General features: G+C 36.4%; 13 protein-coding genes. 4 read left to right on the top strand and 9 right to left on the bottom strand.

Annotated features, from left to right (window positions below; translation table 11 throughout):
- Window positions 1–70 precede the first annotated feature (70 nt).
- Window positions 71–1,438 carry an amidohydrolase family protein gene (locus M3P19_RS07060; RefSeq protein ID WP_249656951.1) on the top strand — a complete coding sequence of 456 codons (1,368 nt, stop codon included), beginning with the start codon at window positions 71–73 and terminating at the stop codon, window positions 1,436–1,438.
- A gap of 49 nt (window positions 1,439–1,487) precedes the next feature.
- Here the strand turns inward: M3P19_RS07060 and M3P19_RS07065 are convergent, their stop codons facing one another.
- The 6 genes from M3P19_RS07065 to M3P19_RS07090 form a co-directional block, all read right to left on the bottom strand.
- Complete coding sequence (locus M3P19_RS07065; RefSeq protein ID WP_249656952.1) at window positions 1,488–2,414, bottom strand: TolB-like translocation protein; 927 nt, start codon at window positions 2,412–2,414, stop codon at window positions 1,488–1,490.
- Between the two features lie 42 nt (window positions 2,415–2,456).
- The gene (locus M3P19_RS07070) at window positions 2,457–3,677 is read right to left on the bottom strand and encodes a C45 family autoproteolytic acyltransferase/hydolase (protein ID WP_249656953.1); all 1,221 of its coding nucleotides are present in this window, start codon (window positions 3,675–3,677) and stop codon (window positions 2,457–2,459) included.
- Complete coding sequence (locus M3P19_RS07075) at window positions 3,674–4,150, bottom strand: DUF4199 domain-containing protein (RefSeq protein WP_249656954.1); 477 nt, start codon at window positions 4,148–4,150, stop codon at window positions 3,674–3,676. The genes M3P19_RS07070 and M3P19_RS07075 overlap by 4 nt, the downstream gene beginning before the upstream one ends.
- Window positions 4,151–4,171: 21 nt before the next feature.
- A complete protein-coding gene (locus M3P19_RS07080) occupies window positions 4,172–4,636 on the bottom strand; it encodes a YybH family protein (RefSeq protein WP_249656955.1) in 465 nt (154 codons plus the stop codon).
- Window positions 4,626–5,432 (bottom strand): CPBP family intramembrane glutamic endopeptidase, encoded by an 807-nt coding sequence (locus tag M3P19_RS07085; RefSeq protein WP_249656956.1) that lies wholly within the window; start codon window positions 5,430–5,432, stop codon window positions 4,626–4,628. The genes M3P19_RS07080 and M3P19_RS07085 overlap by 11 nt, the downstream gene beginning before the upstream one ends.
- 105 nt (window positions 5,433–5,537) lie before the next feature.
- A complete protein-coding gene (locus M3P19_RS07090; protein ID WP_249656957.1) occupies window positions 5,538–6,113 on the bottom strand; it encodes a hypothetical protein in 576 nt (191 codons plus the stop codon).
- A gap of 130 nt (window positions 6,114–6,243) precedes the next feature.
- On the opposite strand from M3P19_RS07090, the gene M3P19_RS07095 reads away from it, so the two are divergent.
- Entirely contained in the window at window positions 6,244–7,242 is a 999-nt protein-coding gene (locus M3P19_RS07095; RefSeq protein ID WP_249656958.1) for a helix-turn-helix domain-containing protein, read from the top strand.
- Window positions 7,243–7,262: 20 nt separating this feature from the next.
- Here the strand turns inward: M3P19_RS07095 and M3P19_RS07100 are convergent, their stop codons facing one another.
- The 3 genes from M3P19_RS07100 to M3P19_RS07110 form a co-directional block, all read right to left on the bottom strand.
- Window positions 7,263–9,473, bottom strand: a complete 2,211-nt coding sequence (locus M3P19_RS07100) for a DUF5916 domain-containing protein (protein WP_249656959.1) — start codon at window positions 9,471–9,473, stop codon at window positions 7,263–7,265.
- Window positions 9,474–9,633: 160 nt separating this feature from the next.
- Window positions 9,634–11,859 (bottom strand): DUF5916 domain-containing protein, encoded by a 2,226-nt coding sequence (locus tag M3P19_RS07105; RefSeq protein WP_249656960.1) that lies wholly within the window; start codon window positions 11,857–11,859, stop codon window positions 9,634–9,636.
- Between the two features lie 5 nt (window positions 11,860–11,864).
- Window positions 11,865–12,437 carry a dioxygenase family protein gene (locus M3P19_RS07110; protein WP_249656961.1) on the bottom strand — a complete coding sequence of 191 codons (573 nt, stop codon included), beginning with the start codon at window positions 12,435–12,437 and terminating at the stop codon, window positions 11,865–11,867.
- 236 nt (window positions 12,438–12,673) lie between these two features.
- Between M3P19_RS07110 and M3P19_RS07115 the strand changes: the two genes are divergently transcribed.
- Both M3P19_RS07115 and M3P19_RS07120 read left to right on the top strand, forming a co-directional pair.
- Window positions 12,674–13,693, top strand: coding sequence for a sensor histidine kinase (locus tag M3P19_RS07115; RefSeq protein ID WP_249656962.1), 1,020 nt, complete (start codon window positions 12,674–12,676; stop codon window positions 13,691–13,693).
- On the top strand, window positions 13,694–14,392 hold the full coding sequence (locus tag M3P19_RS07120; RefSeq protein WP_249656963.1) for a LytR/AlgR family response regulator transcription factor: 699 nt from the start codon (window positions 13,694–13,696) through the stop codon (window positions 14,390–14,392). It begins immediately after the preceding gene.
- Window positions 14,393–14,396 lie beyond the last annotated feature (4 nt).

Here is a 14,396-nt window from a genome sequence, read left to right on the forward strand (position 1 = left end):
AAATATATCTGGAATCATGATTTCAGATAACTACCACGGGATTTCTTATAAGATTTGCCCAAAACAATCGATGAGATTATCATTTCTTATAATTCTAGTAGGCATTAACACATATTCCCAAACCGTCTCCTTAGAAGGTGTAAACATAATTGATGTACTATCTGGTACTATCAATGAAAACCAAAACATCCTTTTAAATGGTGAGTACATAGAGAGTATTGGTTCTAAACCTTTTGTTAATGCCCGAAAAAGAATAAATCTAAGAGGTAAATATATGATTCCAGGGCTTTGGGATATGCATGTACATCTCACTAATCTTGGAAGCTCTTCATTTCCTTTGTTCGTAATCAATGGAGTCACGGGTGTTCGCGATATGGGTGGTGATTGGAATAAACTCAAAACATGGCAGACGCAAAACAGCTCCAATTGGCCAGTAATATATTCGCCAGGCCCTATTTTGGAATCCAAAGCTTTTTATCAACTTGTCCAGACCTTAATGGGGCCTGAATTTGTGAAATCTAGAATTCCCATTGATTCTGAAGTAGATATAAACAAGGCCATTGATTCTCTATACATAGAGGGGATTCGCTTTATAAAAGTCAGAACTGTTAAAGATAAAGCAACCTTATCTGCCATAACAAAGGCGTGTAAAGTAAAGGGAATGAGGCTGGTAGGCCATATTGAACCAAACTTAGATATTGTACACGCTTTAGAATCAGGCTTGTTTTCAGTTGAGCATGCATTATTCTTTCAGGTTCTCAAGGCAAGTCCATCCAAAAGAGATTCAATAATTCAGGCATTCAAAAGAAACTCACCATTTTTTACACCTACTCTTATTGCAACTAAAGCTACTCGCCTAGTAGACTTTAGAATCAAAGATTCATTACCGGCAGCAGCATCGGAATTTGTGAGTCCTGAATTGGATGAAAACTGGAGAGTATTTGATGCTATCAAGGCTTTGGAATCCCCTATGCAATGGGATAGTTTGTATACTGTATTCAACAACTTCTCAAAAAAAATATTGAACCCCTCTACTCTCTTAGCTGGAACTGATTTAGGAGTTCCAGGTCTGCTCCCCGGAAGTAGTCTACATATGGAATTGGAATTAATGGTAAATGAATTAGGAATATCCAACCTCAATGCTATACGGGCAGCAACTATAAATCCTTGTAAAGCCTTGGGCATCACATCCAAATATGGGAGTATTTCCGAAGGAAAAATAGCTAGTATTCTGATACTTAACAAAAACCCATTGCTGGACATCTCCCATCTAAAAAATATTCATATTGTTATCAATAGGGGAGAAACCATCGATAAAAAAATGACTTTACAACTTGAAAAAGGAATTAAGAAAGAAATTAAAGTACATAAAAAAGAATATCAAAATAATATCTTAATCCATTTAAAGGATGCACTAAAAAGAATGGGGGTAAACTAATCTATCTGTAGACTAAAAAATCGAAAGCGTTAAACTGATTTAATTTAGTTCAATCTATATAATTTGTTTTATCAAACCGAACAATGTAGGTATTAAAAAAGCTGCTATTTCCGGGACTGTTCCTACTGCTGGTAAACAGCAAAAATCGACCATCATCCGTCACATATGGGCTACCATCATATCCTGCTGAATTGATATTGCTTCCCAAGGATTTAGGGTCTGTCCATTGATTTTCACCTATTCTAAAAGTGATGTACAAATCTGAGTATCCTTGACTATCTGACCTATCAAAACCCACAAATATCAAAAAGTTCTTATCTGGCGAAATATAAGCATCGCCTTCAAATCTATTTTTGGAATTGATATTATCAGGTAGTGCACGAGGAGCGCCATATTTTTTATTGCTGTAAGACGCATAATAAATATTGGATTTGCCACTACCATCCAACGGCATCATGGAAAAAAACAAAGTGCCGTCATTAGCCCTCCAAGGGTAACCTACACTTCCCGCAGTTGGGAAAACAATTTCCGGCTTACTCCACTTTTTATTCACCTGATGCGATTGCCAAAGTTGAAAATTGGATGTGACACTATCTTGACTTATCCGATATGGGATATTGGCCATAAATATCATATGATCGCCTTTTGAATTAAGGTAGGGATCAGAATAATTATAAATGGTATCGAACGGAATAGTCTCAGGCGGATCAAAACTTCTACCATTGAATTCTTGATACACCAATCGTGCACGGGTGGGTAGTTGTTGACAATAGAATATGATTTCATTTTTCTGACTCAAAGCATTGTTCCATTGTATTCCGTTTATCGAAATAGCCCCAGGGTAAAACAGCACAGGTGTTTCCGCGTTTTCATAGCTATCCAACACATTTACCTTGGTCTGGGCAGTTACTTCTTGGTAACTGTATAAAACAACGAAAGCAAAAAGCAGCTGCACAATATTCTTCTTATTAATCATGAATTCTTTTATTAGTTTTAATGATTCTGACCCTACAATTTTCTAGTTTTCATTTTCAGTAAATTGAATCGTCATAAATTCCGACTCATCCGGTGGTCCCGATACAATTTGAAGTGTTGGCGGTTCTGACAAAGTCATTACCACGGATGCAAACGTAAAGCCTTGACCATTTTTAACATTGGTTTTACAAACAGGGTTGTTTTTGTGATCCCTAGATCGCAACGCAGCAATTAGCGAATGATCGGTAATTTCCTTCTTAACCTTCATCCTTTTTTCAAGAGCTCTAAATCGGTAATGACTGTCGGTATTTAGAGACTTTACACCCTGTGGAAGTTCTGGACTATACGCTTCAAACCAAGCTTTTAAATCGTTGTTTACCAAAGGATGATTGGTGTGGTATACAGCTCCATTGCTATTTTCAGGAATAAAGCGTTCGACTTTGTTTGCAGATGCCTCAAAATCAAAAACTTCATCTTTTATCCCTACAATATAGTTTTGTCCCGAAGCATGGTTCACCTTTTTAATAAAATCCAACGCTTCTATCTTGGTTTTGGAGTTGATGATTCTACGTATGACAAAGGCAACAGGTAGTCCGGTAGCATTGGACTTTAGTTGAATCAAAGTATTCACGCACACCCCAATTCCTTTTTCATTTAACCCATTAAGTGCAATAAGCCCTGGTTGTGTTAGAATAAGTTGTTCTGGTCTCTTTTTGGAACGTTCCAAACGCATCAACAATTGAAAACCATCCGTATAATTCTCCAAGTCCATGTTTTGGGAAAGGTATCCCGGATTTCCATCAATAGCTGGCACCCCCATTCCACTGCAGTGATGGTTGTGAATATTATTCACATATACCCAGAATTCATCCAACAAATTGAGAACGAATACATCTCGAAAATTTTGGTCGGCACCATCAGCTATCCCAATGATTTCCTCGTATAGTTCTGGCGTCCATTGTTTAATGCTGTTCGTGAAATTTGCATAATCAAAGAATTCTGCCACTACTTGATCTGCGTCTTTGCCCAATTGATCGCTGGTATTTTTTTTCCAGGCTATGACCAGCGCCCCAATTTCTTCTTTTAATTGCGTACCATGCTGCAAACCCAATTTATAACCAGTACCCGATAAATTGATTTGCTTAAGTACCCTGTTTGATTCTTGTGCAAAACAACCCGCTGAAAAGAACATACCCATTAAAATTAATTTCCTGCATTTTCTAAAACCTAATTGTGCTAATTTTCGGAGATAGACCAAACTCATTCTTTTTTCCCTTTTTTTATTGTCAGTGGGATCAGAAGTGATAAAAGACTGCCAATAACTGTTCCTGAAATCATTCCGAAAAGCAGATAAAAGGCTGGAGTAATTGCAGTTTTAAGTGCTTCAACAGTTTGCTCATAAGTTGCGCTATTGCTATCTAAATTTCCGATTTCATTAGCTATGGCAGTGCGTATCATTAAATCGTCTACAAATTTTAGATAGATGAACATAAAAATGGAACTAAGTATTGCGCCAATGGCACTAACCAGCACACCGAACAAAAACTTTTCCCGATAGCTCTCCAAGGTTTCTCTAGATTGCGAAAGCCCATAAAAAATCACGAAAGCGTAAAAAATATACGTTAACCAACCAATGGCACTATTGCCAGAAACACCTATCAGATTGGTGGTCAAGAAGTAACCTATAAGAACAATTGTTAGTATTCCTCCGTATTTGGTAATTTCTTTTAAATCCATAATTCGAATAGTAATTATAAATCAGTCCCACATATATTTCCATGATCCATCATCTTGTTTTTTCCAAATGGTCAGATAGATTCCTCGGTAACTTTGTAATTCACCATTTTGATCAGGTATTTGCCAATGATATTTTCCGTGACTATACGCTAAGTCATTAGAATCGCTTACCACGATCTGTTCCGGCTCCCAATCTACTTTTGCTTGCTTATAGACCTGGTTATCATAGAATGAAAAAATATTTGATTTTCCTTTTACCAGGTTGTTATTGCGATTAATCGTAGCATCTTCAGCCGCATAATGCGAAAAAGCTTGCGCGATTCCGTCAACTGCAGTCATTTTTTGAAATGATTTTTCAGTATTGTAAATCACCTGTTGAACCGCATTCAGCTCACCTGTAATTTTAACAGATTCAGCCTCATTCTGTCCCATCAACAGACCAGTGAAAAACAAAAAATAATAAAGAGATATTGGGTTAAGCTTCATTTTGTAGCTTTTGAATTTTGAATTTGAATTTGTTCAGTTCATAAATCAATAGTGATAGAAAAAGAAATGTGCATAGCAGACTTCCTTCTAATCCGAAAGCTCCTCCTGAAATCAAATCGCTTGAGTTCAATATTGTCTTAAAAATCCAAACTTCGGGCGGTTTTCCACTATTGGGCAGTCCAATCAATATATTCTGGGAAATATTCCATAAGGCGTGAAAACCTATGGCGAATGCCAAATTTCTTGTTCTTGCAAAATTGACGGTGGTAATGGCTCCGAATAGCACCAAATTGATAATCCCCAAATAAGTCGCATTTGCATTGGATGAATGTATTAGTCCAAAAACAATTGCAGAAATCACTATGGCAATCCAATCCTTATTCTTATGGAACTTCATTTTTTTTGGTATACCATAAATCACAAGAACAAACAAAAAAGCAGTGGCTAACACTTCTTCAAATATTGCCCCGGACAGGTAACGCAAAACTTGACCTAAAAATGCAGATAGCAGCCCATAACTCTCATAGATGCTACCGGGATTATATACAATAACCGCTTGTGAAAACTGCATCATTATCAGTAACACTGCAACCCCAGAAGCTAGCATGGCTCCACGAACGATCAAAAGCAATGTCTGCGTTCCAGGGTATAAGCCATATCGAGCCATGGAACTCCTATCCAAATATTTCGAGAAAATGTAAAGAGCGACCAAAACAGCTATGCATGACAGTACGTTTACCATAAATGAGAGGTAAAATGCATTGTCCTTAAACAATGGGACGATCAATCTTATCAATAAGATTCCAATAAGTTGGAAGAGCAATAGAAAAGATAAAAGCTTGAATATCGTCCTTAAACGACCTGAATGATTGTATAAAAGTTTTGAAAATTCCAATTGACCCTAAGATTTTGGTAGGTATTTTTCAGGTATTGTAAATTCTTCTGATTCCTGCATCCAAAAAATATTGATAATACGCCAACGATCTCCGGTATTCAACAATTGGATTCCATTTATCCCACGCATAAATGGTTCTGTATCTGATTTACTTTTAAAACTTTGATAGGTACTGAATACCTGGGCAATGTTCCCAAAAACCTCGGTCACACGATGCAGTTCATCTTCAATAAACCCATTTTCCACAAGCCATTTACCGGACCTTTCCACATAAGTCTGCGGGGTAACGTACCGTGCTCCAACTTGTCCCTGGCTGTTTTTGCCAGTAGCTACCAACATGGCGTTTGGGTGATAAATGTAGCGCATGAGATCCCAATCCCTAGCTTCCCCCTTTTCACCAGAGATGACAGCATAAAGGGCATCAATGGTGCTGTCTATTGTTTTGGTATACTGCCCATATTTTTCATGGTCTTCTTGAGCTTGAAGATTTTGGAATACCATTAGAACAATTGCACACAAACAGACAATATTTAGATTTTTACGGATAATTGCTTTCAAGGATTCAATCATTTTTGAGTTCACTATTAGTAGTTTTTTAAAGTTTTAACATTTTATTATATAACTAGTTGATTTTACATCAACTAATTTTCCGAAAGTAGGTAGACAACGTAATTGTTATCTCCTGTTTTCCTAATTCAAGAGATGTTTTGATATGAACTCATTAATTATGTTGTCGTTTTTCTCAGGCGCATCCATCCCTGGGAGTATATTGGTGGCCGCCTATTTCTATTACATCCGTAAGGAACATCGACTAAAATTGAATTTACTTACGGCCTTGTTCATTGCGTTATCATTGCGTTGTTCTAAATCATTTCTTTGCTATACATTAGGAATGCCAGAGGTAGGCATGTCCTTAGGCTATTTAGGTCTTGCCACTATAGGTCCTTTACTATGGCTTTACTTGAAATATTTTGATAAAACAGGCATCCAAAACCTGTTATACAATGACTACCTACATTTTCTGCCAGCAATTTTGGGTTCATCTGCTATACTTGTATTCGGTAGGGATTTTGCCATAGACCTGTATTTCTACACGAACTACATACTTTTAGCTTATGTGGTGATAGTATGGTCAAAAATCTACTTGTTGAATAACGAAAACAAAAACGCCTTGGGGAAATGGAACATGCTACTGCTGGGTTCCATAACTGCCTTATGCGGTATTTTCCTGTTTCAATACCACACAGACCATCTATATTATTATACCATAGGCGCGGCATTGGCATCCATCACCTTCTACCTCCTTCTGTTTTTTGCCATAAAAACCCCCATATTATTCCCAGTTATTCGAAAAAAAGTAAACATTAATCCCAAAGTCGTTGAAAAAGTATGCCATGCCATAGACGCCGATAAAATATATAGAAGGCCTTCGTTGACCTTAGATCAATTTTCTAGGGAATTGGACTGCCCATCCTACCAAGTCTCAAATGCTATAAAAGAAAAGTATCAAAAGTCATTTTCGGAACTTATCAATTATATGCGCATTAAGGATGTTGTACAGGAGTTATCCAATGAAAACAAGGGGTACAATAAGATAGAAGGACTTGCCTATTCCGCTGGTTTCAATACCCCTTCAACATTTTATGCAGCCTTTAAAAAGGTAACCGGTATGAATCCAACAGAATACCAGAAAAAGCATTTCGTAAAATAAAACACCGTAACCTTTACAATCTAGACACCAAAGCGGTAGGTTGCCTTTAGAATTATCAATCTATTGGTAAGATCAAATGCATTGGTGTCATTGTTTTGATTGTAAATCAGAAATACATCTGATAGTGGTGCATAACGGTATTGCAATCGAGTAAAAACACTGAAATTATCACTCAAGGTATTGTACTGTACGGTATTACTTAAGAATAGCTTGTTCGTAAAGCTTAAAAGGTTATTGAATTTGATAAGATGGATGTCTATGTTGCCATAATTATCGGGTAATTCGATAGAGTTGAAATCATAGGAAAGACTAAAATTCCCCCAATGTCCAAACCTAAAATTCGAGGATGCGAACAGGGTGGTAATGTTTCCATTGTAAAATGATCCAACGGTACCACCAGCACTATACGTCCATTGGTTTCTTATGTCTGAATTGTATTCTAGCGTACCACTCCAAAAATTATAGTTTTGGACAGGTAAATTGTCAAACTCGCCGCCTAAAAAATTGGTTGGGAATTGCAAATCTATTTCCCGATTGGTTCCTGAAACTACTAAAGAGGCCGTATTCCTAAAAAAGATATCATACGCCAAATTATTCTGTCGCTCAAAGAAGCCGCCTTTATTAAAATAAAAGTAATGCCAAGTACGTGCTCCATGACGCATTATGGCGGAATCCTCTTTTTGTGGAAAGAACGTGTAGCGTACCCAAGGATTTGCCAAAGTATATCCCTGCCGGATTACTTCACCAGTGTCCGCATTGAAATTGAACAGTCTTGGGGTAAATCCCAAATCAGCACGATAATGATCATTCAAGGTGTTAAAAACCCATCCTGTACCGAATTTTCTTGTAGCATAACTCCCTTCGACCCCAAAAAAATGTCCATCTGAAAAGTCTTTGGCCTTACTCCCATGATAGCTCACCCAATTATTGAAATTTCCTTTTTCTGAAAGGTAATTGAATTCCAATCCATAATTCTGACTATGATCATCTACAGGATTATCTCCGGTTGTACTTCTATTGATAAACATCCCCTTGATTACTGAGCGCTTTAGCACCCTATAGTTCATTGCCATGATTGTATTGTTCTCGGCAAGTTTTTGGTCGGTCTTCTTTGTTTGCACATTCATGACCCCCATTCTCAAGTTTGGTCCTAAATTCCCCGTTACTTTTGCACCAAAGGTTATTGGAACGCTCTCACCATTTTCCAAGCCAATGCGCCTTGAGAAAAAGGGTCTGAAATTTTCAAACCCGAAATTGGTGAAGATGTCATTGTTTTCTAGAAAAAACTCACGGCGTTCAGGTAACGAAATATCAAATCGACTAATATTGACTACTTCTTGATCCACATCCGCATTGGAAAAATCCGGATTAAGGGTTAAATCAGCATAGAGCGATTTTGTAATGGGAATTTTCACATCCAAACCAGCATCAAATTCTTCATTAGTAGCAAAACCATCATCAAGTTTGGTTTTTTGGCTACTTGCTGTTATGTATGGTTTCACAAATAGCGAGTTGGTTTTAGAAGTCGGCAGTTTTTCCCAGATCAAGGTCCCCATATAGTTTACATCTATGCCATTAAAATTGACCGGAAACTGGGTCCAGGTATAATAGAAATTTTCAATCTTATCACCTCGGATAAAATTGATACCCCATTCCAAGTTACTTTCCGAGAACCTAAGACTGCTAAAAGGAATTGCAAATTCAGCCACCCAGTAGGAATCATAATTCCGTACTGCCGAAAACCAGCGTTCATCCCAAGTTTCCGAATAAAAGGTAAATGAGGACTCAATACTTAGATTACCATCCAGTTCTGCCCCACCTGCATTCACCCCAAAAAGCACCCCACTCTGTTTGCTGTTAATTGGGTCCATAACAATGGTAAAAGAATCGCTGTTCCAATGCGCATTGTCTGAATCCCTATCCAGTGATTGTACTATTCGTTTGCCTTCATCATACATTTTAGCATAAACGAAAAGCATTTGTTCATTATAGGTAATTCGAACTTCTGTTTTGTTCTTGGCAAAACCTTGGTCGCTGGGATTATGGTTGTAAAACTGTTCTATGATTTCATGTCCCTCCCATTCTCCTTCGTCAATAATCCCATCAACTTTTATGGTGTTTTCAGTGGACTTGATTCTATATTGGAAGTTCTCACGTGTAGACTCCGAATCTTGGCCAAAAAATAAATTTGAGGCACAAAAAAATAAACAACAAACAAACGATCTTTTCAAAACAAAGACATTTTTGGTTACACAGATTGATGCCCAAGTTGCCCAATTGAAAAGGTATTTTTATTTGGATTTTCTAATTCTGGATACGATTAAGACCTCCTCTAATTATGGTTGAATTGATAGAATTAATATCCCAGTCCTTTAACAACAAGGTTAAACATTAAAACCAATACGTGAGTTTCAATACAAAACCTCTATTATTTGGTTGAAGGCCATTTATCGTATTATAATTATCTGTGTAAATCAAAAACAAATCAGACATAGGAAGGTACCTCCATTGAAAGCGTGAGAAAACTGAGAAGTTATCTGATTGTGTATTATACTGTGCAACGCCAGTTAAAAACATGTTCGTGGAAAAACTAATATTACTATTGAAACGCAATAAATGTATTTCTCGTTCCCCAAAATCGGCCGGTAATTTAACATTGTTATAATTATAACTAAGACCAAAATTTCCCCAAGGTTGTATTCTTATATTACCATTTAGCAACAAGTTAAATCTATGCCCATTAAAAAATTCTCCGTAACTAGTTCGAATATCGCCTCTTATTTGTTTTCTATTGTCTGTGCTATATTCTAATCCAAATTGCGTGAAAGTATAATTGGATACAGGTAAAGGCGTGAAATCTCCCAAAAAGCTAGTGGGCAACGGCAGGTTTATTTGTCTGTAACGGACATCTGCAGTTAACGATGCTGTGTTCTTAAAACTGAAATCATACGCCAAATTGTTTTCTGTTTCATTTAAACTCCCATCATGATTGAAATGTACAACATGCCAGGTTCTAGAGCCATGCCAGTTTAATACGGATTCCTCTTTTTTAGGGTAAAAAAGATACCTAAAATAGGGGTTGAATTTTATAAACCCTATTCGAACTAATTCATCCGTTTCTGCATTGTAGTTTTCTAATCTCGGGTTAATTCCCACCTCGGTGATGTAATTTTCACCAACAACATCAAACGTCCAACCCGATCTAATTCTTCGCGTGTTATAATTTCCATTGAACCCATAATAAAAATTGTCATCCAATTGTTCATCTGTATGTGAACTATGCAATCTAAAAGTATTGTTGAACTTTCCATTCTTGCCTACATAGGCAAACTCCAACCCCAAATTTCGCGAATATGAGTTAGCCCCGTTACCAGCTTCTTGTTTATCAATAACTAAAGCCTTTACTACGGATTTATCCAAAACCTGTTGTTGCACTGCGCCAACAGTAAAGTTTTGCGCTTCCAGACTTTCATAGCCCTCTGTTCTAATATGAAGTGCCCCAATTCTGGTTTTTTTAGCAAGGTTACCCGTTATTCGCATTCCATAGTCAATCGGTACTATCTGACCGTTGTTCAAACCTATTCTTCTGGAAAAGAAAGGTTCTATGCCCCATCCACCAAAATTTGAAAAGATATCATTGTTTTCAAGAAAAAAATTACGTCTTTCAGGCAGGAAAATATTGAATCGCGTTAGGTTAGTAACTTGTTGATCCACATCTGCATTCGAAAAATCAGGATTGATCGTAACATCCAAATTCAAAGAACTTGTAATATTTAATTTAGCGTCTAACCCAACCTTGAAATCCTTATTTGCAGATGTCTGTTCACTATCATTGAATTCGCGAACTGATGAAACCGTTGAATAAGGTATTACGCTAAAAGGTCTTCCATTATTGGGTACATCTTCCTTCCAATGCAGTGTACCCATATAATTCATGTCGTCCGCACCAAAATTTCTTGGAAACTCCGTCCAAGTTGTCAATTTATTGTTCTGAATATCCGGTCTTACAAATCCAACACCCCAATTTCTATTCTTGGAATTATACCTCAATGTTCTAAAAGGTATTGCATATTCTACCACCCAATAGTCATCGTATTCTTTAACTTTTGAATACCATTTATTATCCCAGACAATTGCATTTTCCACGCTGGTTCCATCCAAAGACAAACTCCCTTCAAACTGGGCTCCTCCAGCATTAACACCAAACATGAATCCATTTTGTTTATTCCCTATTGGGTCAATTGCAAACGTCAAATGATCGCTTCTGTAGTATCCCGTATTGTCTCTCTGTAAGGTTTGCACTACCCTTTTGCCTTTATCGTGGCAAATTCCAAGAACAAATATGAATTTATCATCATATGTTATTTTTACTTCTGTTTTTAATTCGGAAAATCCCATATCGGTGGGTGTGTGATTATAGAAAGGGGATGCCGTATCGAATTTCTCCCAGAGATTGTCTATTACACCATCAACTTTTATTGGTTGGATCGTTCTTTGGATTGTATAATTAAATCTATTTCTGGTATCCAAACTGTCTTGCCCAGAAGAAACAAATGGCACTAACATAGCAATACTTAGTACAACGATTAAGCGGGTAACACCCATTTTTACATTCATAATTGTTATTGATATTTTCTTAGATAAAGATTAAATGTTCCTTCCCATACGTCTCCCCTCTTTGTAATGCGAAGTATCCTTTCAACATTTGCTTGTTTTGATAAGTAGTCAAAATTTGCTTCATCATGTTTAAAGTATAATTGGGTAATTAGAGGGTAATAGCCGTCAAGCTGAACTTTAAAGTGTATGTGTCTAGGCCTATTTCCATAATGCCCTGGCATAAGGGTCTTAAACCCATATTCTCCGCTGTTGTTTGTTACTATTTTTGTTCGAAAAGCAAACTTTGATGAAGAATTATCATAATCGCCATTTTGGTCCGCATGCCAGACATCAATGGTGGCTTTTGCCAAGGCTTTATCGCACAATTCACCATCAAAAACAATCCCAGATATTCTTAATTTGGATGTATTGGTGTCGTTGACCATTGGATTGTTAAGAGGCACATTCTCTCTATAAAAAGGGCCTAAATCATCTGTTTGAGTCCAACAATTTGATTTATCCTTCTTGCTGGAAAACCCAAAAACAGACAAGGAAGTCAAACTACTAATCCCTTGGACTAGGAATGTTTTTCTGTTCATAATCTGGCACTTAAATTTTCTCTCAAATTATTTGACTATGAACAGGAAAACGGTAGCAAATCCTTGAACTGCATTTCTGACACCTTAAACCGCAGAGTTAGCAGGTTTATAAAAATTCAAAGACCGTATGTTCTTTATTTGCCCAAAAAAAGGCTTAACTCTCATGTTAAAGGACTCAATAAGGTTGTTGAAGGATATAATTTAGCGAGCCAATTGCTTTTTCCTAAATTGTACGCGTGATTGCCCTAGACAAAAAAAATAGCACTGATTTTTTCAGGAGTGATATTGTAATCATAGTGGTTTTATGGATTACGATCATTCTGATGACAACATTTGACAAGGACAATTACCATATCCATTTTCATGAATTTATTATTACCGTGAACAAATTACTGATGTTCATTGTTGTCAATTACGTGATTTTCCCAAATTTCTATTTAAGACAAAAGTTGTGGTTCTTTATTCTTATAGTTATTGGATGTATCTTCTTCTTTGGATATGTTGAAGAAATATTGATTGAACCCTATTTGGACTTCGACCCAAATACCCATGGAATTGCACCACCTGTTTCCGTATTTGTTGGATATGCCACTCCACTGGCCATTTTTCTTGGTATAAAATTTCTGTTTTATTTCAATAAAAGGGAGCACCTTATCAATAAACTTGAAAAAGAAAAATCAGAAAGTCAGCTTAGTTTTTTAAAGTCCCAGATTAATCCTCATGTACTTTTCAATAATTTGAACAATATTTATTCATTGGCTTTACGAAATGATTCCAGAGCCAAAGATGCCATATTAACACTATCTAAATTTTTGCGTTATGTCATCTATGATAGCACCGAAAAAGTTGTTCTACTTTCACGAGAAATTGAAAATCTAGAATCTTACCTTGAATTGCAAGAAATACAATTGGAAGGTAGAGGTAAAATAACATATATAAACAAATCTGAACCCAGCGGGTATACAATTGCACCTTTACTGTTATTGCCGTTTGTTGAAAATTGTTTTAAACACAGTACAAATACTTTATTATCTGACATCGACATTGTCATAAAGATTGACATCATTGACGGTGTTTTGAATTTTTACTGTTCTAACCCTCATGAAAAATTTGATACTCCGAATCAAGAATCAAATGGAATTGGTCTTGTAAATACAAGGCAACGACTAGAGCTAATGTACCAAGGCGATTATAAGTTAGACATCTCGTCCAATCAACAACTATTTGAAGTATGGCTAAAACTCAATCTACTTTAAATGACACTCAACTGTATAATTATTGAAGACCAACTTCAAGCACAACTAGTGATAAAAAATCACATAGAAAAAATCCCTCACTTAAAGCTTCTAGGTACGTACACCAATGCTTTAGAAGCGACCCCTATGTTGAAATCAAACAACATTGATCTAGTCTTTTTGGATATTAACCTGCCTAGAATCAATGGAATCGATTTTTTAAAAAGTGTTGACAATCCTCCGTCCATAATAATAACAACAGCCTATAGTGAATACGCGGTTGAAGGATTTAACTTAGCCGTAACTGATTATCTGGTAAAACCAATTTCCTTCGAAAGGTTTTTAACCGCGATTTCCCGGGTTAATAAGAATAGCGATGTAACTGATGAATCTGGCATGTCCTTATCCAAGGAATTCATCTTTGCAAAAGATGGTCATTCTATAATCAAAATTTACTTAAAGGATATAAAAATTATAAAATCGGATACGGATTTCACTATTGTTATTCTTGAAAATCGACAACTTTTGTTAGCCTATAGCCTGAAATTTTGGGAAGGAGTTCTCCCTAAAACCAAATTCTTCCGGTGCCATAAGTCTTATATTATCAACATTGAGAAAATATCCAAAATAATGGGTAATACAATTTACATTCAAAAAAACATGATTCCAATTGGGAGATCCAACAAGGATGCACTGCTAAAGAAGATCAATCTTATCTAAATAA

It is taken from the genome of Flagellimonas spongiicola (genome assembly GCF_023502425.1).
Taxonomy (GTDB): Bacteria; Bacteroidota; Bacteroidia; order Flavobacteriales; family Flavobacteriaceae; genus Flagellimonas; species Flagellimonas spongiicola.

Bases quoted from the DNA above. Each gene is read 5' to 3' on its own strand.
- M3P19_RS07060 (WP_249656951.1), top strand. From the start codon at position 71: ATGAGATTATCATTTCTTATAATTCTAGTAGGCATTAACACATATTCC.
- M3P19_RS07065 (WP_249656952.1), bottom strand. From the start codon at position 2,414: ATGATTAATAAGAAGAATATTGTGCAGCTGCTTTTTGCTTTCGTTGTT.
- M3P19_RS07070 (WP_249656953.1), bottom strand. From the start codon at position 3,677: ATGAGTTTGGTCTATCTCCGAAAATTAGCACAATTAGGTTTTAGAAAA.
- M3P19_RS07075 (WP_249656954.1), bottom strand. From the start codon at position 4,150: ATGGATTTAAAAGAAATTACCAAATACGGAGGAATACTAACAATTGTT.
- M3P19_RS07080 (WP_249656955.1), bottom strand. From the start codon at position 4,636: ATGAAGCTTAACCCAATATCTCTTTATTATTTTTTGTTTTTCACTGGT.
- M3P19_RS07095 (WP_249656958.1), top strand. From the start codon at position 6,244: ATGAACTCATTAATTATGTTGTCGTTTTTCTCAGGCGCATCCATCCCT.
- M3P19_RS07105 (WP_249656960.1), bottom strand. From the start codon at position 11,859: ATGAATGTAAAAATGGGTGTTACCCGCTTAATCGTTGTACTAAGTATT.
- M3P19_RS07110 (WP_249656961.1), bottom strand. From the start codon at position 12,437: ATGAACAGAAAAACATTCCTAGTCCAAGGGATTAGTAGTTTGACTTCC.
- M3P19_RS07120 (WP_249656963.1), top strand. From the start codon at position 13,694: ATGACACTCAACTGTATAATTATTGAAGACCAACTTCAAGCACAACTA.